Here is a 25,923-nt window from a genome sequence, read left to right as displayed (position 1 = left end):
ATTAAACATTCCTATTAATGCGTTGTAAGATTGCCAATGTTTCACTGGCGTCATTAGCTAATTTTTTTGCTTCAGGCTCGCCCTGAATCAATGAGCGCAGACCATGCCCAGCTATGGCAGTGGCTTGCGATTTTGAGAAGCCACCAGCATCACGCAGGAACTTCTCAAATTCGGGTAGTGACGGAATATCGCCGCTTTCTAAAATAGATTTTATGTTATCGACAAGGCTGTCTTCATTGGCAGGGAATGTCACAATACTGATTTCTTTTAAATCAATATCCAATAACTCAAGCACGCCGTCTTCTTCGTTGAACGACCACTTTCTTACGCGGTAGCCAATTGACAGACCGTCAATAGCGCCATGCTTCATCAATGCATGAGCTTCACGTGCTTTCGTAACATCTTTAATTAGTAAGCGCCCCTCGCCATACAAACCTTTTTCATCTTCAACAAGCTTGGTCCATACGCCGATAACATCCCCACGCCCATGCTGCCAAAGAACCGGCGGCATTTTGCCTTTCTCTGCCCATTCTTTAATGGTCTCAGCATAAGCGCCAGCCTTTACGACATCACCATAACTATCTTCAACATCAAACACGCTGCAGTAACCGCTAAACGTGCCATCATCTTCGATAGCTTTTACATCAAAGCTAATCTGTTTTGTCTTTAGTTTGCTCATTGGTTCGTCCTAGTAATTCAATAGGGGTAAGATTGAGCTGCACCGTCAACTGATCAGCGCCAGTATGTGCAGGCAGATCTTCTAAGGCTCGTACCTCGTTACGTGTCATTACGCCATTTTGGAGTAAGGTGCTATAGAACCCTGAACGAGCGGCACTATCTGCCCGCAACAAACCCTCAACAGAAAACTTCGGTGAGTATTTTTTTCGTTCTTCAGGTGTCAGCAGCTTGCGCGTGACCATCTGCTCAATACGTACCAGTGTTGGCCGTAATCCATACGTCAAATAACCCAAGTTCATTTGCTCAAGGCTGGATGCCCATGACGACGCCTTATCCATATGATAGATAAGCTGTGGCGGGGTTTTAAAAGTTCGACATATCTCTTCGATACCAAAGCGGCGGTTTTCAAGCAACTGAGCATCTTGTGCACTAATACGTACATGTGAAGCACTGGCTGGTTCCATACCAGATTCAAGTACCATCCACTTGCCAGCATTCTGAGGCTCACCAAATGTCGCTAAGTTCTGGCGTAAGCGTTCACGCTGTTCTTTGTTGAGCGTTTTTTCACCAGTCTTAAGAAAGCCACCAGCTTTGAGATTGTTTTTAAATTCAGAATTGGCCGCATTGTTTGCATCAATCTGACCACCAATGACATCGGACTGATATTTGATAGCAGACAAACCAACCAAGCCGTCAAGAGAAAAGCCCTTTAGGTGTAGGATGTCTTCTTCGTCATAAACAACTTCATCCTTAGTACCTTTCTTATATGTGTAATCAATTTTGCCCATCTTGCTGCGGCTTACGTGCATATGTTCTGGGTCTAAAAACTCTAAAGCGATGACTGTTTTTAAGGTGTTTCTGAGTATTAGCGCGTAACCATTACCATCAAGCTCTTGAGAAGCAACCATAGCCTCCCAAAACTCACTAGCAGTCATGTCGGCGTTGGGCTGATCATGCAAAATTCGATATAAAGGATGGTCTTTTGCTAGGTCTTTTTTTTCGTCACGAAGATGAAATGGCAATGAAGCGATGGTTTCACTACGCAATCGGACACACGCCCACACAGTAGCAAGCTTCATTGCTTTGTCTGGGCTGATGCTATTGCCACCAGCAGTACTGCCACCCGTAAAAGGCGTAGAAGTATCTCCCTTGTCTAGGCGGCTGTCATTACGCCACGAACCTCTGAATCGTGACCACCAGTTGCTGTCATTAAGTGTACTCATGCGATAATTGGGTCCATTAGAAAGTCGTTTAAGTTGCCAGCGTCATGGTCATGTACCGTCGCACGCGCCAACGCCATGATTCCAGCAACTGGCCCATCAATCTTGTTTTCTGGTCGCTCTTTGTTTGGATAGATATTGTCTTTTTTATCTAAGGTGGCAGTCACGTTCGATATCATCCAAGTCATAATTGGGCAATCGCCATGCGCCCATCGCTGTGATAACACCAGCGCTTCCATCTCTTTCATGGGTTCAGATATCATTTGAACGGTATGGCGTATCTCAACCATTGTTACGCCATCGTTCTCCATGTTTTGAGCGAGCTGTGCGGCCTGCCATGGGTCAAACGCCACCTCTTGCACATCGTGAGTCGCCATGTCATCGCGGATGTCATCTTCAATCACTGAGAACTGAATGACCTCACCATCAGTCACAGTAAGCAAGCCAAGCTTGTCCCACTCTTGGTACCGCTCACTATTAACCTCGCCCTCTTCGTAGAGACGTGCTTCTGGAATGTAGTACTTGCCATGGACGTGGTAATTAGGATCCCCACCATACGGAGGAAAGACCATAATTTTGGCGACCATATCAATCTTAGTTGCCAAATCGAGGCCGATATAACACGGACGGCCCTGTAATTCATCAAGAGATAAACGTGCCGGCGCTTGATTCCACTTAGACATATTCATCCAAGCAGACTTGGCACCGACAAATTCATTGACGTGCTTGGTTCTAAAGGTGTTTTGCTTACGTGCAGATTGCACAGCATCACGGCACCGCGCTTCTAAGAAGTCGCCGCTGACTGATATATCGTAGTTTGGATTGGCTTTGCGTAGCGCAAGCTCGCTTGTCCAGTCGTCATGTTCGTCTTTGGTATAGATCATCGCCCACATATCAGGGATATCCATCACACCTTCAAGCATTTTTTGTGCGTCACGAATTAGCATGTAGCATGGTCCACCAATACCGCTACCGGCAGTGGTGATAACGACCATCATTGGCTGCTCACGCGAACCCATGCCTGTTTCCATCGTGTCGTACAATGTGCTGTCTTTGTGCTCATGGTATTCATCAACCAACGCACAAGACGGACTTGAACCGTCACCTGGTGTACCAATGATTGGTTCGAATCGGCTACCATCACGCGATACATTCATGTTTGAGGCATTGGATTCAATGCCATACCACTCTTTCATTTGTGGTGTGCGGTCAACCATTTGCTTAGCAGGTCGGAATACTTCCCATGCTTGCTTCTCAGTGGTTGCACCTGAATAGACTTCAGCACCAAACTCACCATCAGCGACGAACATATACAAGCCGATACCAGCAGCAATGATTGACTTACCGTTCTTACGTGGCACAAAAATAATGACGCGTGTATAGCGACGCAGCTTAGTTTTCTTGTGAATCCAGCCAAACGGAATGCAGATACTGAATAACTGCCAAGGCTCGAGCGTAATCAATAAGCGTTCTTGTGCCCACTTGCCCTTGGTGTGCGGCAGCAACTGGATAAACTTGGCTATTTTTTCAGCTTTTGCAGGGTCAAACTTGTACGGAAAATCCTTTGAGCGACTGGCTTTCTTGTCATCAAGGTGACGTTGGCATGCTAGCGTTACCCACTTACATGCGATGGTTTTGCCCGCAACAACGTCGCGTGCATACTTTTCAGCTTTAGCAACATTGGTGTATTTAGTGCGGGCCATTTCATAGTTTCTTGTCTTTTGTTTTAGGTTTAAAGAAACCGCTTAGTAGCGGTCATGGTTTGTTTTTATTGCGACACTTTGTATAAGCAACAAAAGCGATGTCCACTAATATTAAAATCGCTCTGAGCGCACGAGATTTATTTATCATAAAAACTCCTAAGTTTATAAGTCGGCAAATGGATTGCCTTGGTTTTCATTTGGTTTAGGTCCCATTAATCGCTGTCTACTTGAGGGGTCAAGTCCAAGCAAGCTACCAAACTGCACCATCTGACGTTTGGCTTCATTGACTACTGTTACCGCTGGGTTTTTAATCACCGTTTTTTCAGTATGAATGGTAATGCCATTCTCATTAATATCTTGTTCAGCTTCACGCCAGCGACAATATGCCATGCAAAATGATTCAACGTTATGCAAATCCGGTACCGTCAAAACATCATTAGCTAATAAATCAGGGACGATGGTTTCCCACATACCAATAGCGATATCAGGCATCCAAGCAGGGGCATCAACTTTGGTGAGCTTAGTAAATTCAGGTTCATTATTATTCAGTGCACGCTTACCGGGATTACCCGCTAGCTGTTTTTGCTTCGTGGGTTTTGGCTTGCGACCACGACCTGGTACCGTTGCAACGCCGCCCATCTCAATCTCCAATTTTTTAAGTTTTGCTTTCAACCTAAGTTTTTAATTTCGCGGTCGTAAAAATGTGACTTGGATGGCGGTCACACGGGGCTTCCGGCTGAAGGATTGATGTGCCCTATGGGGTAGAGGGTAAGTTATCACCCTTAATGTTGTTGCATTTTCTACAGCAACAAGCCACATTATCCATCGTATGTGTGCCGCCTTTAGACAATGGAATGATATGGTCTAACTCTGGCGCACGATTGTCATAGCTGCCACGTAATACCTCAGGTGTAAGATTGCCACATAGGTAGCAAGTCCAATCAGCAGTATTAAATACATCTATTGGGTCTATACGTTCATTCTTTGTTTTTCTTATCCTTGCACGACGTCTTGATTTACATATACGATTCTGTTTTTTATCAGCCTTAGTGCGCACTTCTTCTGCGCAAACCGTGCAGTAAGCCTCTTTTTTCCCCATATGAGTCTTTTGTTTAAATGAAATATCACAAGACTTGCATACGCAATTAAGAGCTTCATCAATATATTGCATGCGTTCTAACACAGCTTGTGCTTGTCTTGCTTCTTTGGCTGCTTTAGCTGCTCGCTTGCGTTGCTTCTTTATTAGTCGCTCTAAAGATTGCCGCTCTAACTTCATGTTGGTCGCGCTTGCATAAGAACATTCACGTGAACAGAACTTGCCAGCATCTCTTGTGCCTCTTACGTGGCGCTTAACGCTGTGCTTGCACCACTCGCAAGTTACATACTTATATGACGGCATATCTATTAACCTTACTCATTAGCTGTCTTTGACCTATGGCACTTACGACACAGTGATTGGAGGTTTTCAAGCTCGTCTGTACCTCCGTTTGCCTTATTAATTATGTGATCGACATCGGTGGCTGGCACGTATCTACTTGAGCGCTTACAAGCCACGCAAAGACGACCATCACGATCAAGTACTTGCGCACGAATCTTGCGCCAAGCATGTCCATAACCTCGCTTGGTTGTGCTGCCTGTTCTGTCTGGTCGCTTGGTCCAGTTGCTTCGTTGGTCTGCATGCTCATCACAGTATCCTTTGTCTTTTCGTTTAACTAAGTTCGGGCATCGGTATTGACGGCAAGGTGTGGACGGCATGACTTTGGTTTCCATTTATTATTATCAGGCTCAATCAAAGCCATGCACTTCTTAGCATCGCTGTTACCATTGTTAGCTCTAGCAGTAAGTAGCTTCAGGTTTGAGTCTCTATACTCTAGCGTTTCGCCTGTTCGGTAGTTGTTATACAGCGTTTCGCTTGTGCACTCGTATCGCATAACAACAGCCTCGCTACCAAACGTTAGACATAAAAAAGCCCACGCTATTTCTAACGTGGGTAAGGAATATTTGGCACCGTCATGAATGAGGGTGCCAGAATGCTTTGGCCCATTGGACAGGACTCGAACCTGCGACCTCTACCATGTCAAGGTAGTGCTCTAGCCAGCTGAGCTACCTACGGGATAATGCTTTCTTCTAACTTAGACTCTTTGAGTAATTGCAATGTTAGAAGCTCAAGCGCTCCCAGTTTATCTAAAAGACCATCAGCTAGTTCATAGCCATGGCTCTTGTCTGCTAGCATGAACCTTAAATCTCTGACATCCGACCTGATAGACTGGATTGTTTCTACATATTCAGCGCTACAATCTTTATTTGACATGGATTAACCTTAACTAGTAGTCAATAAATAAGCAGCTACGTTCGCCTTGCACGATAACAATAACCACCACATGCAATGGTAATTGTACCATGAAGACTTCGATTTGGTTTGCAGTGCCACCTGCTGGCGGGTGTCTCTATGGCATGTGCTGACTGTGGCTAAATCAATCAGGTATAAAAAAAGACGAGAGCAATTAAGCTATCGTCTTTTATATTCTGCTTTATCTGTTACCATTTAGCAGTATGACAAATACTACCCTAATCTGGCACGGTGCGTCAAGCGTTATCATCTACCTTGTTAAGCTGCCCGCGATAGCTACTGATATACTGATCAGCCGTGCATACCATATCAATAAGATCGTCCATTATTTGACGCTGATACCGTACCCATAATGTTGTATAAGAACTAGCCTTTACTTCTATTCCTGAGAACTGCAACCGACCTTTCACTGTGTATATATCCCACAGCTCGTACAATTCAAAATGCAACACCATACGTGCCATCAGTCGTGCCAGCTCAGGCAGGCTATGAGTACATGCCTGCGGTGCAGCACGCTTATCTTTATTGCAGCGCTCAATCATATTGGCTGCCAGATACTGTACGACCTCATCGAAATGACGTGACCAATTCCAGTTAGTGTCGCTACCCCATAGCAATATACTTGCCAGCGCCTTGGCTGGCTTGTCATCAATCATAGCGATAGCAGCACAATGGTCTTCCCAGTTTACTTCTGGCGGTAATCCACCGGAACCAATATTAAACTTAACAGTCTTGGCATGCATGCCTTGCTCTAACCAGTCTTGATTTGATAGCTGCAGGTTTGGAGACTGACCAAAGTTAAGTTGTGACTCACCATCCCATACAGAAATAAACTGCTGCCCTGGCTTAGCAGGATTTTCTTTTACTGGCTCAGGCTTATCCGACACTTCTTGCGCTCGGACAACTGGCACAGCGTAACGGAGGAACTTGTCGATAGATATAACTCTTTCTTTTGTGCGATTTGGATTGTTAAGCCATTTAAACCTAAGTTCGTCTTTATCATAATCGACATGCAGCACTTCCATTACCTCGCCTGCCTTGTCGACCCATTCGGTCTTGATTTCGATATTAGTCATCTCTCGACTCACTTTCTAAATCTATTGACTCAAGCCTTGCGTAAAGCTCAGAGAGTGAACCTCGATTATCGACATAAATATCCCTATCATCATACTGAAGCTTGCGCTCGGATATATGACTGCCCTCAATACCACCACGTCCTTCGATGTGGATCAGAAAACCAAACTCACGAATTAAATCCGCTTCATTCTCAAAACGCACGTCAGGCACGATCACACATTGGTGGGCATTCATATTTGCGAAAACATCAACCCAGAAATCACTATCTATTAAGTTACGGCCCCACTCGGTGCCAAGTGTTTGCAGCATATGGCGTGTAGACACACCATATTGATTAACAGGTAAGTCTTTGAAGTTGTCACCAGTGTCAACACCTATGACGTTTAGCATCTCTTTCATCGGGTCTGCAAACGATGCGCTGTACCAATCACCGCCCAGCTTATTCAGCAAGTATTTAGCGGCTGTGTCTTTACCGCTACGAGCCTCACCTGCTATACCAATCAATCTCATCTTACTCACTGGTAATTCTCCAAAAGTCTGTAACTCAATCCCATCGTCAAACGTGCAATCAACATCACTCATCACACTATCCTTAATCGCGTTTAAATCCTGGCTTCATAACCATCAGTAGCGCTACGAACCCAAGCAATGCTAATAACGAGCCTGATAGCTTATATAGCTCAAGCACAGTAAATGACACAGCTAATACCAGTACCACGTTATAAATCATCGCTAATAGCGCATGAAAACACTCTGGCCAATATCTCCAATCCATAGTTACTTACTCCCTCTCTTTTTAATTGGCTTTGGCGCTGGCACGTCGACCACACCTTTATCAATAAGCCTGTGATATTTGTAGATCATCATGCCAGCGTCTCGAGCGTGCTCAGATGTGCGAGCCGTCCAGCCAGTAATCATCTCGAAGTCCTCAGCATTACGCTTGGTATCAATGTGAGATGGTGGTACTAATATATGACGTAGGCCATTACGTTCACAGAACTCTTGCCAGATGCTGCAATCTCTTGTGACTGAGCCAACACCCTTCAAACGTTCCTTACCAATGCTGTGGTCTACCCATTTGCGCTTGCGAACGTCCTCAATGCAAACCACCAGCTTAACGTCTGACTGTGCCGCTTCGTCTCTAATCTCTAAGACTCTATCTTGTGCACTAAGGATGGTCTGTGTTGATACATCCTGAAGCACGCCATCAATACTATGAGCAAAGCCTGTCTTAACGCCCGTGTCGATACCGATTAAAATCATCACTTACCATCCTTTAAATTAATATCACCATATTCATGATCTCTAGCCTGACCGCTCTCTGACCACTTGGCGTAGTCATCATAGAAAGGGTTGCCTTCAACTACTCTCACTCGACCAGACCAGCCTTGATAAAAATAAACCTTTGTATCAAATGACTTTTGCAGTCCTAAGACGTTGAGGCCCTTTGTGGTTTTCATGCTCACATCACCTTACCTAAGTAGAGCGTCACAGCCTTCGCAAAATGTCGTCCGGCACTGGTGCGGCTCATGATGATATCCGCAGTCACCACATGTATAGCCAGGCTTAACTTCAATCACAACTCTATCTATCGCACTGTTTTTCCAGTCCGTAGTGTCGTACCCTGAGTCCCATATGCCGCAGTTCCACGGCAATAAAATCTCATTGTTTAAAATTCTAGTGACTAAAGATTTCTCTAGGCTGTAAACAACCAGCTTCCCTTTTGCATCTATACGTGCGCTCTTAACCCATTTAGGCATGCCATTAAATATATCTTGCGTTAACTGCTTCATACAGCCTCCTTCATTTCTCTTGATAAACGATCGTATGCTGCTACTCGAGCTTCACCAGACTGAACATATCTATCTACATACGCCTCAGTCTCCGCAGTTGTCATACCTGGTAAATGTGACCGCTTGCAGCCATTCAAGAACAGTGGCGCATACTCATCAGTAGGCTGTCCTGCGCTGTGGCTTGGATGGTAGACAGGCGGTAAGTCGCTATCAAAGTTTGAATCGCCTTTGTTGCCCGTGGTGCCCCAATCCTCGTTATCTGTAGAGAAACAGCCCTTAGCTTTTTCCTGACGTGCTTGATCGGCTTTCTGGTTGTCTGCTTCACGCATCATCCATTTGATTAGTTTTACTTTGCGATAAGATTCTGTGGTCAGTGGATTGCCTTTGAGCGCTTGCTCAGCGTAATGAGCTTTGAATGCTGAGATTTCAAACTGATACTGATCATCGGTCAGCTGTATCATCTTGCCTGCTTTGAATAACTCACCGCGCATCTGGTCAATGGTTGGTGCTTCCCAATTCTCAATATCATCAGCACGTTGGTCACGTATCTGGTCAGCTTTGGTTGCTGGCTGGTTAGCTGATGGCTGTGGTTCAACTGGTACTGGTTGGCTGGCTGATGGTTGGTTATTGTCAGTAGAGTTATCCACAGAACCATGGTTAAACTTATCCACAATCACCTCGCCTGTGTTTGTGTGTGCGTCTCTCTCACTAACTGGTTTCTGGTTATTGGTTACTGGTTCATGGTTACTAGTTATAGCAGCGTTTTTTGCGTTACTAGCGTTACAGTCATCGTTACTAGGCGTTACATATTGCGTTACGCTGCTTGTAACGTTACTTGTTACATCATCAATGTTCGCTGCATATAGAAGTTTTAAATCAGCAGCCTTAATGCCTTTATCAACGCACACGCCTATATTAGTAAGGGCGTTAATCATTAACTTACGTTCTTGACGAGACTTACGGGTTCGTTCTGCTGCTGTCATTGGCATATCATCATCGTTACACGTAACGTTACAGCTATCGTTACTTGACGTTACACCCTGCGTTACATCATTCGTTACAGCGTTACGCTTGCCGTTACTATCAGCGTTACCGTTTTTGAATTTGTAATTCTTAATCTCTTTATCGATACGATGATGGTGATGACGCTTACCACGTTTGACAAAGTATTCATCAAGTATGTATTCGAGCATCTTGAGATATTCAGGCGTAGTACATAGCAGACGACGAGCCAGCTTATCCATATCTGACGAATCGATGGCTTGTTCGTTGTGATAGTACATATCTATCAAGTCGCGATAGATAGCACGCTCAGGTAACGATAGGTGGCGTGTTGAGTTGTTAAAATCAGCAATGTTGAAGTTATAGAAATGCATTAGGCCACCTCATGAACGATGGCAAATATATGGGCAAGACGTGCTAGGCCCTTTGGCGTGAATAGCGGCTGCGTTGTAGCGCGTGTTTCATAAACAGTGACACCATTCCGATTAACTGGCACGGTGTAAGTTACTGGACGTTGTGACATGAACCCTTGTTGTAGTCGATTGCTGCACATCTGTAGCTTTTCTTTGTTGTCACGATACATCCAGTTATGAGCAATACACCATGCATTGAACTTCTGTGGTTGAACGCCTAGTGTCTTAGCTGTATCACGCGCATTAAGACTACCTGTAGCGCTATCAATAACATCCAATGCAGCTGCTTTAGGTTCAGCAAGGGCCAAGCGCTCATTCTGCTTGTCGATTAAATCAGCTTGATCAGCAGCTAAACGTAGTGCCTGTGATAACGTTTGTGGAATGACTGTCGCACTTGCTTGCGCTTCTAGTTCTTGCCAGCGGTCAATGACGGCGGCTGTAAATTCAGGCGATAAACGAGCAACAATAACCAAGCTGTCACGCTGGTCTGATAAGAAGTGAGTGTATTGCTGACCATTCTGTTCGTGCGTGTATTGGTGGGGTGTCGTATTTTTTACGATACCCTTTTCAATCAACGAGCGAACTAGCTTTAATACATTGTCATGAGGCTTGGCACATAGATCTGCCATTTCACGGCTAGACATGCGCTTATCGTTATTTGCTTGCATCAATTGAATATTCATTGTAGTATTCCTTTATCTAGTTTTTGCTTTGAAGAAACGCCTAAACCCCATCAGCTCCAACTGATGGGGTTTTTGTTTGGGCGTCTGCTTTGTGTTTAAGCTCCCACCCTTGTTTGTGCTGGCAAGCACGTTCGATACGTTCAAACTCACGTTTGATGTCTGCATCATTACCTGTCACAACTAAAGCTGTTCTTAGCTGGCTAGCTTTACACTGATCAATCTTATGCATGATTACCCTCACAATGATTCGTGATTTGGACGCTGAGTGTGCGTAGCGCTACCATGGCGTCTTGAGTCTTTGTCTGTAGCGCGTCACGCTCATTACAATCAATACGACCATCTTCTAATGCTTTTTGCATCTCACTCATGATGTCGCCCTGGCATGCAGACGTAGATAATGCGGTCATGATTATGCTTGCCTGCGTCGCCTCGTCATCTACACGGGTAAACACACCACCAAGACGATGGGCCATCGCTTGAATGATGCTGGTATCACCTGTGTATTCCATGATCGTGACCGCCTCATCCAGACGCAAATGATGTGTGTTGCAAGTTGGGCTTACTTTGTTGTTGAGTACGGTGTTAGACATACCCATACGTGCAGCAATAGCTGTTGAACCGCCGTGTAATGAGTTATGTACTGTTTTGTGTGCTGCGTCTATTACGTCCATCGTGTCATTCCTATTTATAAAAACGTGTTATTGATTAAGGGTTGGTTGTAGTATTTAATCAGTGGCTTCAGGCGATGCTAGTGCGGGGCAAAGATCGACGGCCTTGAACTCACCATTAGTTACTCGTTCTGCCTTTAGTGCCAAAGCAGCTGACATATTAGATTTGCCTCGAACCCATTTCCATACACCAGGCTGGCTACAGCCCAAGGCTTTAGCTGTTTTATGCTGGTTGCCGAAATAGCTGACGAGAGCTTTATAAGGATTGTTGGGATTCATTTTTATTACCCTAGGTATAATTACCCCTTAATAATATAACTTTAGTTATTATAAATCAATAACTTTAAGCATTTTACATTGATAACCTAGGTTATTAAAATAACTGTAATAATTGGAGGTTGTTAATGAGCACATTAGCAGAGAGGGTTAAGCTGGCTAGAGACAGGTTGAATCTATCTCAACAAGATGTGGCAGATGCCACTGGTATGTCTCAGCCAAGTTATTACAAGATAGAAAAAGGGCTTACAAAGCGGACTACTTATATAAGCGAGCTAGCCAAGGTGTTTGAGGTTAATATTGATTGGCTGGCAAATGGCATTGGAGAGATGCTTGATCAAGGCGCCATAGGAAGTGTGACTAAGTCATCACTGTCTAACGAAAAAGACAGGGACTACTCAAAGGATGCCAAGAATTCAGATCATATTATTATTGGCGGTCGTACAGATTATGGGTTGGTTGATATTAAATATTTGGATATCAAAGCCAGCTGTGGAAATGGATACGTCAATCTTGAACATCCTGATTATCATACCCAAGCGTTTACCGTTGAATTTCTAAGAGATAACGACCTGCCCATTGATGGCAATGGATTGGTTCTGATGCACGCTTGTAGTGATAGCATGGGTAATACCATACCGCATGGCACTCTAATGCTGGTAAACACCAATGAAAGCGAATACGATAACTTTATTAATAATAAGATTTACGTGTTTAATGCTGATGGCGAAATGATGTGTAAGCGCACCATTAAAAACTTAGATGGCACGGTGATATTAAAATCAGATAATACTGACAAAGACACCTACCCAGATCAGTTAATTACTCGTGATACGTTTAATCAGTTCGCGCTATTTGGACGGGTGCGATATTCATTCTTAAAGCATTAATAAAAGGATTTTGCAGATGACGGACTGGCATTTTGGGTATGAGTTCAACACCCCAATTGTGGGTGAATCGAACTATCAGCCCGCTTTAGACAAAAACTACAAAAACCCTAATTCCCTTAAGAAAGGCGCATCTGCTTTTGTTGATGTCGAATTAGTATATGAGCCAAATAACCCTTACGACAAAAATGCAGTAGCTGTTGTTTCTACTCATGGGACATTGGGGTATTTATCCAAGCAAGATGCTATTCGTTATCGCCACCTATGCGAAGGCAATAGAGATACTCTGTCTGTAAGATGCAAGATATATAGAGGAGATCATCCTATGTACGGTGCTTGGGTTGATTTAAACCTTGAGGATTTAGCTGGATCGTCGCAAAGTTTAAAAAAATATAACGATGCAGCCAGTCAGCCGTCACCGTCACCGTCACCGCTATCAGGAACACCCAAACAAAAAATATCGATGACAATGATTATCGTAGGCGTACTAATATTGTTTTTTGTTTTCTCGATAGTCTTTTAAAGCTAGGTATTGGCTAAGGATAAATAAGCGTCCGTGCCAGCACGCTTGAGACTGGCGATAGCATGAGGTGAAATTATGGCTTTATACTCTATAACCTATGATCTTGTTAAGAAGAAGGACTACGACCGTATATACGAAGGAATCAAAACATGCGGAACTGGTGCTTATGCCAGACCGACAGAATCTCAATGGATAGTTAAATCAAACAAGTCAGCTAGAGAGATTGTAGATCATTTACGAAATTTTACTGATAGTGATGATAAGATATTTGTTATTCCAGTAAATGGGAAACTGTGGGCTTCGTTTAATGTTTCTCAAAAAATTCGCGATTGGCTTGGTAAGTATTCCTGATTTCATTGCAGAACATAAAGTAAAGACATGAAAGTCGAAATCTAATATTAAACCGCCCTAGTGGCGGTTTTTTTGTGCCTGTAATTCCATTCTAACAATTACTTACAGTTTTATTATAACTATAAGAATCCTAAAGTAATAACTATTTGTAGTTTTTATTACTTTGGTTATTGACAGTAATTATAACTATGGTTATTATTATATGTATCACATCGACACAGAGTAACCGTTATGAACTCAATCAAAGACTTTCTAGCCAGCATTGGCCTTATCGCATTATTGGTTCTTGGTATGACAGCAGCAACGGCTGGCGTGCAGTATATCAATCAGGCTTTTGAGCGTCAGGAAGCAGGTCAAGACGCGCTGATAGCCGAACATAAGGCGTATCTAGCGCAAGACGATGACAACTACGTCACAGACCCTATGAATGGGTTTGACGATGAAGTCTACGAGGCATCTGAGCAGGCAGGGACAGCAAAGCATGCCAACCTGTTTATATCCACAGCTTACGGGAGAGAGTGATGATTGATTTTAAAATGATATTTTTCATCGTTCTAGGCTTAGCAATTTATAACTTTGCCAAATGGGTCTTTAAAGGTTATTTAAAGGCTGAAATTAAAAAACAGGTTGATAGCAGTAAGGATTAATCATGCCAGACTATAAATCCCCGCAAGAAATGGAAGCATTAGCGCTTGAGCTGCTCGAAACTGAGCTAAGTCTGGACATGCCAGCAAAGACCTGCCCTATCTGTGGCAGCAACGTGGAGAGTAATTAAGATGGCTGATGATATTGATCGCGCTGGTGAACGTATCGATGCTGAAATGACAGCTCGTCTGCGTGCCCTACCAACATTTAACATGCCGTCATTGCTTGATTGCCAAGCGTGCGGTGAAGAAATACCAAGCAAGCGACGCGCCATTGGTGGTGTTACCCGGTGCGTTGACTGTCAAAATCATTTTGAAGGGCGGAGATAGTTATGGATAAGTTTATCAAAGAAGGTGATTTTAATTGGCTGTGCTTGGCGCTAAAAGACGATTGTATAGCGAACGAACATTTCGAGCTTATACACGTCGCTAGTGGCAATACTTATGCAACAGATGGTCACCGTATGCATGTAGCACCATGCAAGCTAGATGATGGAGCTTATTGTCGTTATGAGATTGCAAGAAGCTTGGATAACAACAATATACCTCCGGTTGAGACTGATGTTGAGATACCTGATGGGTTTAAGCCGCAAGTAGTCATGATTAAGCAAGCGGCTAAAGCTTTCAATCCAGCAAGCGAAGTAACTGCATCTGATTTTTACGTACAAAATTGGTTTTACGGTCAACTGGTACCAAAGGACGGCAGTAGCAAGTTTCAAAGGATATATGTGCTTGAGGCGACATTTGGAATGTCAACTAAAGGCGCGACCATACTGCATACCTATACCGCTGACGACGGCGAAAACTTTATGTATGCCAATGATGGTGATCGTTCGTTTGTTGTGATGGGCTTGAGGTTGGATAAGGAGAGCGATTGTGAAAGCTAGAGAACTACAAAAGCATTTAGGTACGCCTAGGGCCATACATGCAAAGGAAGGTCTAATTTGTGTGGCGTCTGCATATGTCAACAATCTAGTGTCTCTGAACGTTGAGACTGGCAATTTATCTTATGCTTTGGGCGGCAGACCAAAAGACACGGAATTAGAAATAATCTGTCAAGGTCTTGAGTCTCTAACCAAAGAACAGCGCGAATATTATTGGAATGGCGCTGACGATATTAAAAGCCCTATTACCCTTTATTATGCAGATGATAAAGGCGATATAAAAACCGCTATCACAGACAGCTTAGACTTTCCGAATGTAACTGATGATGGTGTCTTGATTTACTCAAACACTCACTTCGAAAGCGAAAAAGAGTTATTGGATTACGAAATAGATAACGCCAAGCTTGCAATTAAATGGCTTAACGAAAGTGTGTCTGAGAAATACAAGGCATGGATGGAAAGCCGAAAGCTGTTATCTGATCATAAGTACAAGATTTATAAACTTGAACTATCATTAATTGAGGTGATTGAAAATGCCAAATGAATCTCAAGCCACTATCGACTTACTCCATCAAATGGGCTTAACGCCGCTTGATTGGGTGGACGCCAAGCAATTCTCTGAACTAACGGGCATTGCTGAGCAGAAACTTCCTCACCGTAAGCAACACTGGCCAGAAAACGTTGTTTGGACGCGAGAAAGTAATAATATATATTACTCAATAAGAGGATATAACAAGTGGATGACACAGCAAGCAGACATACGTTACCGCAAGGCGTGCGGCTTAGATCGGGACGCATTCAGATCTACTTTAGCAGAGACGGTAAGTCCTATCACATCACGCTCCCGCACCCAGTCACTGCGGAAGGCATCAAAGCAGCTGCTAAAATTAGACGCGACCTAATTACCAAAGCCGAATGGGGCGTGCTCACGGAAGCAGACCTCGCCAGCGCTAAAGGCGAAATGGTTAATGATGATAGCGTTATCGTTGGTGATGGCGCTTTATTTCAAGAAATCGCCCAAAAGTATCTGAAGCACTGTGAAGCCAATACCGACTCTAAAAAAGACTACGTGAGTGCATTGAATAAGCACTGGATGCCTGAAATGGCACTGATACCCATTCACGAAATAACGTCTGACCTAATACGTGACATCATCTCTGACATTAACTTTAAGTCTGACAAGACTTTTAATAATTGCCTTGTACCACTGCGCGGTGTCTTTGATAAAGCCATTGAGCTGCGATTAATCACGCCTGCAGAAAACCCCATGGCCATGATTAAAAATAAAAAGGTGCAATCAGGACTACCTGATCCATTCACCCGTGATGAAATGAATGCCTTACTAAATTGGTTGGATAAGAATTTGGCAGATAAGGACCATTTTTATTATTGGTATTTTGAAGTAGCGTTTTGGACTGGATGTCGTCCTAGTGAGCTGAACGCTCTAAGATGGAAGGATATTGACTGGTTCAACGGCTCAGTGATCATCAATAAAAGCCGTGTGCGCGGCGTTGAGAAGCAAGTTACCAAAACTCATACAGCGCGTGAAGTATATTTGAATGACCGCTCGAAGCGTGCATTTGAAGCACTGGACGCTATGAAGCTGAATGATGACTATGTGATGATATGTCCAGAAACGAATGAACCTTTCTACAATGAAAAGCCTGCCCGCATGAGATTGATTGAAGCAATGAAGTCTACGAGGGTGAGACATCGCCCTGCATACAATGCCAGACATACTTACGCTACAATGCTTCTTATGGATAATGTAAATCCAGTATTCGTCGCCAACCAGTTAGGCCATAGCTTGCAAATGCTTATCAAACGATATGGGCGTTGGTTGCATGGTGATCAGAATAAGCTTGAGATATCAAAGCTGACAACTGACTGACATCGTCTTGCCAGCCAATCATGTCAAAATCATGTCATAAAAAAAGCCAGCCACCTAAGTGACTGACTTTATTTAATATATTTGGTGGAGATGGCGGGAGTTGAACCCGCGTCCGCCAGCATTACGCTCATGAATCTACATGTTTAGTTTCTGTCTTTAGTTTTAATCCGCACCGATCCGACAGTCAGGATGGATTGGACGATTCTCTACTTTTGAACCCAAGCAATTGAGACAATCACTTGTGGCGAGCCTACATGCGGACGCTTCAACTTAGTTAACCAACTGTAGGTGATCAGCAACTAAGTAAGCAGGGTTTAAGCTGCTAGAGCGTAAGTTTCGTCGTTTGCGACTATAACAATATATGTTTGATTAACGAGAGGACATACACTCTCGACATGCATCATTGAGTTTCATCACCAGCGTCGAAGCCAGAACATCCCCAATAAGACTGGCTATTATATAGGAGATATCGGTTATGTTTCAACCTATAAGTAGCCTGCATTACATTACGTTACAGCTTAATAATTTACGCCAAAACAGTGTTTAACCATTTGCCGATATTTTGAATCTGCGGCATACAGACTTGATGTGCCATCGGATACGTATTGTAAGACACATTATAGTCCTTTGCCGACAATAACTGCTGGGCTTGTTCACCTAGAATGACAGGCACGACTGGGTCATGCGAGCCATGCTCAATTAAAATCGGCATGTCTCTATTAGCAGCACTATACTCAATATTGTCGTTGGTTGCTAAGTAGGTAGAGAGCGTCATCAAACCAGCCAAACGTTTTGGATAGCCAAGTGCCACATGATACGCAACTGCCCCGCCCTGCGAAAACCCTGCGATGACGATATGCTCTGGTAGCACGCCGCGCTCAATCTCACGACTGATCAAATCTTGTATCTGCTGAGCAGACTCTTCAATCTGAGCCACATCTACTTTACGCTCCAGACTCATCTCTATGATGTCGTACCATGCTGGCATCACCATGCCGCCATTTACCGTGACTGGGCGTTTAGGGGCATGTGGGAATATAAAACGTACTGCCATATCATCAGCCAGTCCAAGCTGCGGTACCACTGGCTCAAAATCATGACCGCTAGCACCTAAACCATGTAGCCAAATCACTGCGCGATCTATCTTTTTTTGAGAGGGATTGTGCTCAACGACGACTGCGTCTAAATAGTTACTCATAGTTATCCTTAATAATGTAGTGAGATATGCCTTAAGCATTTCTATATTTTTTCCAAAATAATGTGTGTGTCATTATATGGTCAATATCATCTGTTAGTTTGAGAGTATGGTCAATAGTGAGGTACTAAATAGACAATAGCAAAAATGTGAACAGTATAAGAAGACACGTATGATTTTACGACCGATAAGCTCAATACTATCAAGCTTAAAACTATAAAGCTCAAATACTGTCAGCTGTCTATTCTTTAGTACATGTGCCTACAATTGTATCCGCATTAATGCTAAGTTCTTACAAGAATGCACGACCCTTAGCTTCTTTTGGCAAGTAGCAACCAATAGTCAAACATTAATTTTTCAATTCCTATCCATACGTCCGATGGGATTTTTTATAATTTTGCAGGAACATTTTACATGACAATTTCTAATAAATCAGCGCTTGAGCTGAGTAAGCAGACGCCGGCTAAGGTTAATAAGATTAATATCGCCTTACCTTTAACGCTGATCAGTTCCTTATTGATAGTAGGCTGCACTACCGATAGCCGCTCAATGCTCACATCAAAAGCCTCTTTATCGACAGCGCAACCGCAATCACAGCTACAATCGCCCTCACCTGTCGCATATACCTATGGAGTGCGTCCATTTTACCTGATAAACGACATGGACGAGGGACCACTAAAAGAAGAGCTACAGGCGTGCAAGGGGCAACTGCCAAGTAAGACAGATTTCTCTATTGCGCATCGAGGTGCGCCATTACAGCTGCCTGAACATACTTATGATAGCTACGTGGCGTCAGCACAAATGGGTACTGGCATCTTGGAATGTGATGTCGCTTTTACCAATGACGGTGAGCTTGTCTGTCGTCATGCCCAGAACGACTTGCACACCACTACCAATATTCTAACCACGCCGCTCGCCAACCAATGCACTGTACCGCCAATATTGGATGCTAAAGGCAAACTTACCAATGCCGATAGTATCGAATGCCGTACCTCAGATATCAGTGCTGCTCAGTTTAAAACCTTGACGGGTAAGATGGATGCTGCCAATAAAAAAGCAACCAGTATTAGTGAATATATGAATGCAACCGCGCCTTGGCGAACGGACTTATACTCGCAAAACGGCAAAGTGTTAACTTTAACGGAGCATATCGCGTTGGCACGCCAGCTAGGCATGAAGCACACACCTGAGCTAAAAGCGCCCGCCGTGACCATGCCGTTTAACGGCTATCGTTTGGACGATTATCGCCAACAGCTGATAGATACTTATAAGGCAGCGGACGTGCCTGCACGCGATGTATTTGCCCAGTCATTTAATATAGAAGATCTGGATTACTGGATCAAAAACGAGCCAGCTTATGGGGCTAATGCCGTTTATCTGATCGATGACAGCAATGAGACCGCTAAGGATAAAACATTTGATAAAAATGACGCAAGCACATGGAAGCACTCATTGGCTGATATCAAAGCACGCGGCATTAACACCATTGCCCCAGCACTTTGGTTGCTAGTCACTACTGATGGTAAGGGAAATATGCAACCATCAGAATACGCAAAACAAGCCAAAGCCAATGGTCTAAAAATCATTACTTGGTCGATAGAGCGTTCAGGGCCATTAACCGATGGTGGCGATTGGTACTATAGCGGTCTTAGCGATGCTATCAACAATGATGGTGATATGATGAATTATATTGACGTACTAGCGCAAGACGTCGGTGTCCAAGGTATTTTCTCAGATTGGCCCGCTACAGTGAGCTACTATGCCAACTGCAAAGGTCTTAAATAGATTTATGCTTAGTCTATTAATAGACAGTCATGCTTAATCTTCGTTACCAAGGCCAGCTTATTTATTGAGCTGGCCTTTTTGTTGAATGTATTAAGGTGATTACATCGCACACTATCTACTGAGCACCTTACTTTTCCATTAACTTTTCACACCATTTAACTCGTAGCAGCAAGAGCAGTCTGCTCTTTTGTGCTACGATAATTTACTAAGCTTATAAAACGATGTAGAGACTATGACCCATATTTTACTGGTAGAAGATGATCCTGCGATCGCGATGTCGCTTAAGGTTACTTGCAAGCGCGAAGGCTGGCAGATAACTTGGCTGGACAATGCCAGTAGTGTGTTACCCATGCTGCATAGTCATGAAGCACAAGATCTATCGGCGATCATTATGGATGTCGGTCTACCAGATGGTGATGGCTTGAGCCTATGTCAACAAATACGTCATACACCTGATATCGACGCCTTAAAAGATTTGCCTATCGTGTTTTTGACCGCGCGTAGCGATGAGGTCGATCGTATTTTAGGGTTGGAGATGGGCGGTGACGACTATTGCGCCAAACCCTTTAGTCCACGTGAGTTGGTCGCACGCCTAAAAGCCATTTGGCGACGTGAACAGCTGATTCAGCAGTCAGGCTCTCATACCCCAAATTCAAATGACAGTACGGATAGTACTTCCTCGAATAATCTATCAGGACAAGCATTAACGTTTGAAAATCAATCTGGTGTTTGGCATTATCAACCGCTCAACTATTCATTAACGTGGCAAGAGCAAAAGCTGGAGCTTAGTAATACAGAACGCAAAATTTTGCTGACGTTATTACAAGCGCCGCATCAAGTCTTTAGCCGTGAGCAATTGCTTAGCGCAGTAAGCGACTATCCTGACCACCGCTTAGCACGCACGATAGACAGTCATATCAAGTCAATTCGTAAACAGCTCGCTATGGTAGATGCTAATGTCGATGTCATCCATACGCATCGCGGACTGGGTTACGCACTATGTCCCGCTTAACGGTGGCTGCTAGTTTATGAATAATAAAACCAATCCTGCTGAAAATGCTATTCATAACGAGCAAAGTAATTGGTATGCCAAATTGCACCCCATTGGTACTGCTCAGCAAGCACCCAAACGCAAACGACTACTCAATTTAAGTATATTTTTTAGAATTTGGCTAGCCGTTGCGTTAGTGCTCGTCATATGCGGCGTAGTTGTGTTTACTCAATTGTTTGGCTACGTCAAGCCAACCGCGCAGCAAGTCATCGAAGACACGCTCCTAGACACCAGTAAATTACTTGCGGCCAGTCTCCAGATGCCATTATCTACAGGACAACTATACGATGAAGCTTATCAAGCGCAACTTGATGCGGCCTTTGTGGGCATACCAGCGATTAACGATAATTTAGGTCCCGTCTATCAGACCAAAAGCTATAGCAGTTTTCGGGTATATGTAACAGACAGCAGCGGCAAGGTCATTTATGACTCGCTACCCAAACCTGACAATAATGAAGGGCAAAACTATGGGCGCTGGAATGATGTCTATCTCACATTAAGAGGTCAATACGGTGCAAGAAGTACGCTGCGAGACTATCAGCGGCGCGACGGTTCGGTCATGTATGTAGCTCAGCCCATCAAAAATCCGTCTGGAGATATCATTGGTGTGGTCAGTGTCGGTAAGCCTGTCGCTAGCGTATTACCTTATTTAGATGACACTCGTAACCGCATGCTTATCACCGCATTACTTATCAGTATCGCCGCCCTTATACTGGCAGGTCTAGTGGCATGGTGGCTTAAGCAGAGCATTACCTTGGTGACTCAATATACCAGTGCATTGGCAGAAGACACCAAAAAGCCCTATTTTTATCTGGGTCGTGAATTAAATAGCCTGACCGATACCATCGAGACTATGAAGCATCGATTGGAAAATCGTGCTTATGTGACTGATTATGTCCATACTTTGACCCACGAGCTAAAAAGCCCTTTGACTGCCATACGCGCCAGTAGCGAGCTGTTAGAGGACGATGGGTTAGATGGCAATAAACTAGATAATGAAGATCGGCAGATGCTTATTGAGACGGTTGGTGAACAAAGCGTAAAAATGCAACAACTCATCGACCGCCTACTGTTGCTGGCTAAAGTAGAACAGCCTACCTTTAAGCTCAACCGACAACTGACTCCCCTGTTACCATTATTGCAAAGCCTGATCAAAGATAATACAGCCAAGCAGCAACAGCAGAATCTATACCCTATCGATATATATATTGATCATAAGAATGTGACCAATACTGCAAATTTGCCAGCAGAAATACTGGCAGCGACTAGTGTGTATGCTGACCAATTTTGGTTAATACAGGTATTGCAAAATGTGCTTGATAATGCGATACACTTTGCAAATCGTACCGTTGATATTTCATTGCATAGCACTGCTCGAACCGTCACTATCGATATATTCAATGATGGTAAACTGCTACCCGAATATGCTATCGCCAAAGCATTTGAGCGTTACTTTAGCCTATCTCATCAAAGCCAACCATCATCTCAAACAACAAATCGCACAGACAGCAATGATCTATATACAGAGTCGGCAGATCCGACGACTGGGCCGAGGCAAAATGACCATAGTAGTAATACGCTCAAGAAAGGCACGGGCCTTGGTCTAACACTAGTGAAGCAAGTGATTGAACATCATGATGGTCAGGTAGCCCTCAATAATGTCCGTACCAATGGTGATAAAGCTGACACTAATAAAGCTAGAACTGATAACACTGATACTGGTAAAAACCAGCGTTCTGGTGTGATGGTTAGTATCACCCTACCACTAGCTTGAGAATAATAACTTATAGTCGATTCAATTTAAGAGTAGTACAAGGCAACCGAGTGCAGATGTATATGTGATACTTCAAGCGAGGTTAACGCTGTAATACTTTTATAGTGGAATGACTATATAACAGTTCATCAATTTTCCATTATGACTACACAGGATTTCTACTTCATTGTTTTACGATAGCACTAGGATCTGTTGAACCGTCACATTCGTAAAGCAAATTAGGAGTAGAAAATCTATGTCACATCAATTAACGGATAACCCTATCGTCAAGAGCCTAATCGGACTTAGCCGTCATCACTGTGCACAAACCTTATCAAGCCAAGGCGTCGATAGTATTGAGTTTGGTCATTGGTTAGCGATTCCTAGTCAGCGGTTATTATTGGTATTTCGACATCAGCAGTGCGTAGCTATTGATGAGTATCAACTGGCAGCCTGATATCTTGTTCGCTCAACACATTAATTGTATTTAGGTAACACCTGTATTTTGTTTGGACATAAAAAAGCCCTTTATTATTTCTAGTATTAAACTACTGGAAACAACAAAGGGCTGATTACGTTAAAAAAATGCTAAGTAATCGATTGTACTGGCGGCTTTACATCGGCGTTTTGACCACGGTGACGCAGATAATGATCAAGCACTACAATCGCTAGCATCGCTTCGGCAATAGGCGTAGCACGCACACCAACGCAAGGATCATGACGACCCTTAGTCAACATATCGACGGCTTCACCTTGAGTGTTAATGCTCTTGCCAGCAGTAGTAATGCTAGACGTTGGTTTTAAAGCAATACTCACACGGACATCTTGGCCTGATGAGATACCGCCCAAGACACCACCAGCATGGTTGGCTGCAAACCCATCTGGCGTCAGCTCATCACGAGCACTATGTCCGAATTGACCTGCCACCGCCATCCCATCGCCAATCTCGACGCCTTTGACCGCATTGATACTCATCATCGCATGAGCAATATCTGCATCTAAACGATCAAATACTGGCTCACCTAAGCCTACTGGCACACCGCTCGCAATGATATCAAGGCGCGCGCCACAGCTAGTGCCTTCACGGCGCAAATTATCAATCAAGGTTTCAAAACGGCCAATCGCTTCTTTGTCTGCACAAAAGAACGGATTGCTGTTTACAAACTCCCAGTCAATTTGGCTCGGATCTAGAACGTTACTATGCTCATTACCAATCTGAGTCACGTGACCACGGATTTTTACGCCTAGACGTTCTTGCAAGTATTTCTTGGCGATAGCACCAGCTGCTACACGCATAGCCGTCTCACGCGCTGACGAACGACCGCCACCACGATAGTCACGGAAGCCATATTTCATACTATAAGTATAGTCAGCGTGTCCAGGACGGAAAGTATCTTTGATATCGCTATAGTCTTTAGATTTTTGATTGGTATTGCGAATCAATAAACCGATAGACGTACCTGTGGTTTTGCCTTCAAATACGCCAGAGATAATCTCAACTTCATCAGACTCACGGCGCTGGGTTGAATACTTAGACGTACCTGGTTTGCGACGATCCAAATCTACTTGTAGGTCTTCTGCAGATAATGCTAAACCTGGTGGTACGCCATCAACGATGGCCATAAGGCCTGCCCCATGCGACTCACCGCAAGTGGTGACCGTAAAAACCTGCCCAATACTATTGCCTGCCATAACTGTCCTTAAACAAGTAAACGCTACTGATGACTATGTGACCAATCACTCATGGTTATTAATTATACTGCTTGTAATGAGTGATTGTGGTTGTTGCTTATAGTTTCGGCTTGTATAGCCGACGCCCGTTCAAGCTAATATTTATCTATTTAAGACTATCTAATAGCTGAACATAAGAGGCAAATAGTTGACGATTTGAGACTAGCTCATCATAGGTAATCGCAAAGACACCATGCCCGCCATGTGCAAACTTCAACCAATCAAACTGGATTTCAGGATAGGCTTGTTTTAAGGCCCATTCGCTGTCACCCACTTCACAGATCAGCAACCCATCTGGGCTAAGGTAATCTGGCGCTTCAAATAAGATACGATGTACCAAATCTAAGCCATCTTGACCCGCTGCTAGTGCATGCTCAGGCTCATATAAGAACTCAGGCGGCAAATCTGCCATGATAGCAGCGTCTACGTACGGCGGATTAGTTACGATAAGCTCATACTGGTTCTCAGCAGGTATCTTGGCAAACAAATCAGACTCGATTACGTTGACTTGATGACCAAGGTCATGATGATCGACGTTGACCATTGCCACTTCTAATGCGCCTTTATCGATATCAACGGCATCGACCAACGCATCAACGAAACGGGTAGCAAGCGCGATTGCGATACAACCAGAGCCAGTACACAAGTCCAAGATACGCTCAGGCTGCGACAACTGCTTCACATCTAGGCCATGATCATAAAATACCGCTGACTTTTCGTTCGGACTGACACCCAGTGGTTTGGCCAATTCGGTAACTTCAAAGTACGGATGGAACTGCTGACGAATCAACTCTGCAATCGGTGAGCGCGGGATAAGAACACGCTCATCAACATAAAAAGGTAGGTCGCAGAAGTACGATAAGTTAATCAGATAACTTAACGGCTTACGTTCAGCGATACGCTCTTCTAACAGTCCTAGTACCAACTGCTTCTCAGACGTGGTCAGACGACAGTCTAAAATCTGCTCATTGGCAGACCAATCGAGAGACAAAGAGTGCAAGACAATGGCTGACGCTTCTGCAAACTCATCGGTCGTGCCTTGTGCCACAACTACGTCGTAGTTACGCAGCTGCGTGACTGAAAAACGAATAAAGTCGCGAATACTGACGAGCTGCTCACGTGCTTCGTTTAGCTCTGCATGTAAGTTAGCAAATTCATCGTGCTCACCAAGAAGTCCAGTCTCTAAATCATACTCCATCTCACCGTCTAAGCCCTCAGACTCATCATTGAAGTATTGGTTTTGAAACTCTTCTGCACTCATTGTTTGGTCTTCTGACATATCGCACCTTATGGATTAACTGCTAACGGGTTAAATTGCTTTTTGCTAAAAATCGTTATATTAAATAAAATTCAGTCATACATTAT

General features: G+C 43.8%; 36 protein-coding genes, 1 tRNA gene and 1 other RNA gene. 13 read left to right on the top strand and 25 right to left on the bottom strand.

Translation table 11 applies throughout. The features are described 5' to 3' along the window. Position 1: 1 nt before the first annotated feature. The 21 genes from IEE84_RS04370 to IEE84_RS04275 all read right to left on the bottom strand — a co-directional run bounded on the left by IEE84_RS04370 (position 2) and on the right by IEE84_RS04275 (position 11,866). Positions 2-679 carry an HK97 family phage prohead protease gene (locus IEE84_RS04370; protein WP_191114987.1) on the bottom strand — a complete coding sequence of 226 codons (678 nt, stop codon included), beginning with the start codon at positions 677-679 and terminating at the stop codon, positions 2-4. Continuing rightward, the gene (locus tag IEE84_RS04365; RefSeq protein ID WP_191114986.1) at positions 651-1,901 is read right to left on the bottom strand and encodes a phage portal protein; all 1,251 of its coding nucleotides are present in this window, start codon (positions 1,899-1,901) and stop codon (positions 651-653) included. Before IEE84_RS04365 ends, IEE84_RS04370 begins: the two co-directional genes overlap by 29 nt. Next, positions 1,898-3,601: a terminase large subunit gene (locus tag IEE84_RS04360; protein WP_191114985.1), complete on the bottom strand. Its 1,704-nt coding sequence runs from the start codon at positions 3,599-3,601 to the stop codon at positions 1,898-1,900. The genes IEE84_RS04365 and IEE84_RS04360 overlap by 4 nt, the downstream gene beginning before the upstream one ends. A gap of 162 nt (positions 3,602-3,763) precedes the next feature. Further along, entirely contained in the window at positions 3,764-4,240 is a 477-nt protein-coding gene (locus IEE84_RS04355; protein ID WP_191114984.1) for a phage terminase small subunit P27 family, read from the bottom strand. A 115-nt stretch (positions 4,241-4,355) separates the two neighbouring features. Then, entirely contained in the window at positions 4,356-4,877 is a 522-nt protein-coding gene (locus IEE84_RS04350) for an HNH endonuclease (protein ID WP_224737895.1), read from the bottom strand. Between the two features lie 134 nt (positions 4,878-5,011). Then, positions 5,012-5,128, bottom strand: coding sequence for an HNH endonuclease (locus IEE84_RS13210; protein ID WP_323969956.1), 117 nt, complete (start codon positions 5,126-5,128; stop codon positions 5,012-5,014). Then, the gene (locus IEE84_RS13205; RefSeq protein ID WP_323969974.1) at positions 5,101-5,286 is read right to left on the bottom strand and encodes a hypothetical protein; all 186 of its coding nucleotides are present in this window, start codon (positions 5,284-5,286) and stop codon (positions 5,101-5,103) included. The genes IEE84_RS13210 and IEE84_RS13205 overlap by 28 nt, the downstream gene beginning before the upstream one ends. A 27-nt stretch (positions 5,287-5,313) precedes the next feature. Next, positions 5,314-5,532 (bottom strand): hypothetical protein, encoded by a 219-nt coding sequence (locus IEE84_RS04340; RefSeq protein WP_191114981.1) that lies wholly within the window; start codon positions 5,530-5,532, stop codon positions 5,314-5,316. 105 nt (positions 5,533-5,637) lie between these two features. Next, positions 5,638-5,714 (bottom strand) — tRNA-Val (locus IEE84_RS04335). Continuing rightward, positions 5,709-5,912, bottom strand: coding sequence for a hypothetical protein (locus IEE84_RS04330; RefSeq protein ID WP_191114980.1), 204 nt, complete (start codon positions 5,910-5,912; stop codon positions 5,709-5,711). The genes IEE84_RS04335 and IEE84_RS04330 overlap by 6 nt, the downstream gene beginning before the upstream one ends. Before the next feature lie 275 nt (positions 5,913-6,187). Next, the gene (locus tag IEE84_RS04325; RefSeq protein WP_191114979.1) at positions 6,188-7,027 is read right to left on the bottom strand and encodes a hypothetical protein; all 840 of its coding nucleotides are present in this window, start codon (positions 7,025-7,027) and stop codon (positions 6,188-6,190) included. Further along, positions 7,020-7,610, bottom strand: coding sequence for a deoxynucleotide monophosphate kinase family protein (locus IEE84_RS04320; protein WP_191114978.1), 591 nt, complete (start codon positions 7,608-7,610; stop codon positions 7,020-7,022). The genes IEE84_RS04325 and IEE84_RS04320 overlap by 8 nt, the downstream gene beginning before the upstream one ends. A 10-nt stretch (positions 7,611-7,620) precedes the next feature. Beyond that, on the bottom strand, positions 7,621-7,803 hold the full coding sequence (locus IEE84_RS04315) for a hypothetical protein (RefSeq protein ID WP_191114977.1): 183 nt from the start codon (positions 7,801-7,803) through the stop codon (positions 7,621-7,623). Positions 7,804-7,805: 2 nt separating this feature from the next. Then, positions 7,806-8,291, bottom strand: a complete 486-nt coding sequence (locus tag IEE84_RS04310; protein ID WP_224737967.1) for a hypothetical protein — start codon at positions 8,289-8,291, stop codon at positions 7,806-7,808. After that, on the bottom strand, positions 8,291-8,488 hold the full coding sequence (locus IEE84_RS04305; RefSeq protein WP_191114975.1) for a hypothetical protein: 198 nt from the start codon (positions 8,486-8,488) through the stop codon (positions 8,291-8,293). The genes IEE84_RS04310 and IEE84_RS04305 overlap by 1 nt, the downstream gene beginning before the upstream one ends. Before the next feature lie 12 nt (positions 8,489-8,500). Beyond that, the gene (locus IEE84_RS04300) at positions 8,501-8,821 is read right to left on the bottom strand and encodes a hypothetical protein (protein WP_191114974.1); all 321 of its coding nucleotides are present in this window, start codon (positions 8,819-8,821) and stop codon (positions 8,501-8,503) included. After that, positions 8,818-10,197 carry a YdaU family protein gene (locus tag IEE84_RS04295; protein ID WP_191114973.1) on the bottom strand — a complete coding sequence of 460 codons (1,380 nt, stop codon included), beginning with the start codon at positions 10,195-10,197 and terminating at the stop codon, positions 8,818-8,820. The genes IEE84_RS04300 and IEE84_RS04295 overlap by 4 nt, the downstream gene beginning before the upstream one ends. Next, complete coding sequence (locus IEE84_RS04290; RefSeq protein WP_191114972.1) at positions 10,197-10,919, bottom strand: phage antirepressor KilAC domain-containing protein; 723 nt, start codon at positions 10,917-10,919, stop codon at positions 10,197-10,199. The genes IEE84_RS04295 and IEE84_RS04290 overlap by 1 nt, the downstream gene beginning before the upstream one ends. A 40-nt stretch (positions 10,920-10,959) precedes the next feature. Beyond that, positions 10,960-11,148 (bottom strand): hypothetical protein, encoded by a 189-nt coding sequence (locus IEE84_RS04285; RefSeq protein WP_134292423.1) that lies wholly within the window; start codon positions 11,146-11,148, stop codon positions 10,960-10,962. Beyond that, a complete protein-coding gene (locus IEE84_RS04280; RefSeq protein WP_191114971.1) occupies positions 11,141-11,590 on the bottom strand; it encodes a phage regulatory CII family protein in 450 nt (149 codons plus the stop codon). Before IEE84_RS04280 ends, IEE84_RS04285 begins: the two co-directional genes overlap by 8 nt. Before the next feature lie 54 nt (positions 11,591-11,644). Further along, on the bottom strand, positions 11,645-11,866 hold the full coding sequence (locus tag IEE84_RS04275) for a transcriptional regulator (RefSeq protein WP_134292421.1): 222 nt from the start codon (positions 11,864-11,866) through the stop codon (positions 11,645-11,647). A 125-nt stretch (positions 11,867-11,991) separates the two neighbouring features. On the opposite strand from IEE84_RS04275, the gene IEE84_RS04270 reads away from it, so the two are divergent. From IEE84_RS04270 to IEE84_RS04235, 9 genes are all read left to right on the top strand, one after another. Then, complete coding sequence (locus IEE84_RS04270) at positions 11,992-12,753, top strand: XRE family transcriptional regulator (RefSeq protein WP_191114970.1); 762 nt, start codon at positions 11,992-11,994, stop codon at positions 12,751-12,753. A 16-nt stretch (positions 12,754-12,769) separates the two neighbouring features. After that, positions 12,770-13,273: an HIRAN domain-containing protein gene (locus IEE84_RS04265; protein WP_191114969.1), complete on the top strand. Its 504-nt coding sequence runs from the start codon at positions 12,770-12,772 to the stop codon at positions 13,271-13,273. A 75-nt stretch (positions 13,274-13,348) separates the two neighbouring features. Beyond that, a complete protein-coding gene (locus tag IEE84_RS04260; protein ID WP_191114968.1) occupies positions 13,349-13,624 on the top strand; it encodes a hypothetical protein in 276 nt (91 codons plus the stop codon). A gap of 231 nt (positions 13,625-13,855) precedes the next feature. Beyond that, positions 13,856-14,146 (top strand): hypothetical protein, encoded by a 291-nt coding sequence (locus IEE84_RS04255; RefSeq protein ID WP_191114967.1) that lies wholly within the window; start codon positions 13,856-13,858, stop codon positions 14,144-14,146. A gap of 127 nt (positions 14,147-14,273) precedes the next feature. Next, the gene (locus tag IEE84_RS13175) at positions 14,274-14,399 is read left to right on the top strand and encodes a hypothetical protein (RefSeq protein WP_267442916.1); all 126 of its coding nucleotides are present in this window, start codon (positions 14,274-14,276) and stop codon (positions 14,397-14,399) included. A gap of 1 nt (position 14,400) precedes the next feature. Then, complete coding sequence (locus IEE84_RS04250; RefSeq protein WP_191114966.1) at positions 14,401-14,598, top strand: TraR/DksA C4-type zinc finger protein; 198 nt, start codon at positions 14,401-14,403, stop codon at positions 14,596-14,598. Between the two features lie 2 nt (positions 14,599-14,600). Beyond that, positions 14,601-15,155, top strand: a complete 555-nt coding sequence (locus IEE84_RS04245; protein ID WP_191114965.1) for a hypothetical protein — start codon at positions 14,601-14,603, stop codon at positions 15,153-15,155. Next, positions 15,145-15,696: a hypothetical protein gene (locus tag IEE84_RS04240; RefSeq protein WP_191114964.1), complete on the top strand. Its 552-nt coding sequence runs from the start codon at positions 15,145-15,147 to the stop codon at positions 15,694-15,696. The genes IEE84_RS04245 and IEE84_RS04240 overlap by 11 nt, the downstream gene beginning before the upstream one ends. 192 nt (positions 15,697-15,888) lie before the next feature. Next, positions 15,889-17,043 carry a tyrosine-type recombinase/integrase gene (locus tag IEE84_RS04235; RefSeq protein ID WP_191114963.1) on the top strand — a complete coding sequence of 385 codons (1,155 nt, stop codon included), beginning with the start codon at positions 15,889-15,891 and terminating at the stop codon, positions 17,041-17,043. Between the two features lie 82 nt (positions 17,044-17,125). Here the strand turns inward: IEE84_RS04235 and ssrA are convergent. Next, positions 17,126-17,484: a transfer-messenger RNA gene (gene ssrA / locus IEE84_RS04230) on the bottom strand. 85 nt (positions 17,485-17,569) lie between these two features. Next, complete coding sequence (locus IEE84_RS04225; protein WP_191114962.1) at positions 17,570-18,241, bottom strand: alpha/beta hydrolase; 672 nt, start codon at positions 18,239-18,241, stop codon at positions 17,570-17,572. Between the two features lie 411 nt (positions 18,242-18,652). On the opposite strand from IEE84_RS04225, the gene IEE84_RS04220 reads away from it, so the two are divergent. From IEE84_RS04220 to IEE84_RS04205, 4 genes are all read left to right on the top strand, one after another. Beyond that, complete coding sequence (locus tag IEE84_RS04220) at positions 18,653-20,023, top strand: glycerophosphodiester phosphodiesterase family protein (protein ID WP_191114961.1); 1,371 nt, start codon at positions 18,653-18,655, stop codon at positions 20,021-20,023. A 232-nt stretch (positions 20,024-20,255) separates the two neighbouring features. Further along, on the top strand, positions 20,256-21,035 hold the full coding sequence (locus tag IEE84_RS04215) for a response regulator (RefSeq protein ID WP_191114960.1): 780 nt from the start codon (positions 20,256-20,258) through the stop codon (positions 21,033-21,035). Positions 21,036-21,051: 16 nt separating this feature from the next. Further along, a complete protein-coding gene (creC, locus tag IEE84_RS04210) occupies positions 21,052-22,848 on the top strand; it encodes a two-component system sensor histidine kinase CreC (RefSeq protein ID WP_191114959.1) in 1,797 nt (598 codons plus the stop codon). 235 nt (positions 22,849-23,083) lie between these two features. Then, positions 23,084-23,284, top strand: coding sequence for a hypothetical protein (locus IEE84_RS04205; RefSeq protein ID WP_191114958.1), 201 nt, complete (start codon positions 23,084-23,086; stop codon positions 23,282-23,284). 131 nt (positions 23,285-23,415) lie between these two features. Here IEE84_RS04205 and aroC read toward each other — a convergent pair whose 3' ends face one another. Beyond that, positions 23,416-24,519 carry a chorismate synthase gene (aroC, locus tag IEE84_RS04200; RefSeq protein WP_191114957.1) on the bottom strand — a complete coding sequence of 368 codons (1,104 nt, stop codon included), beginning with the start codon at positions 24,517-24,519 and terminating at the stop codon, positions 23,416-23,418. Positions 24,520-24,664: 145 nt separating this feature from the next. After that, entirely contained in the window at positions 24,665-25,837 is a 1,173-nt protein-coding gene (gene prmB, locus IEE84_RS04195; RefSeq protein WP_191114956.1) for a 50S ribosomal protein L3 N(5)-glutamine methyltransferase, read from the bottom strand. Between the last annotated feature and the right edge of the window lie 86 nt (positions 25,838-25,923).

Source organism: Psychrobacter sp. 28M-43, from assembly GCF_014770435.1.
Classification (GTDB): domain Bacteria; phylum Pseudomonadota; class Gammaproteobacteria; order Pseudomonadales; family Moraxellaceae; genus Psychrobacter.
The sequence above is the reverse complement of the archived record's forward strand: the minus strand, read 5'-3'. Positions and strand labels throughout refer to the sequence as shown.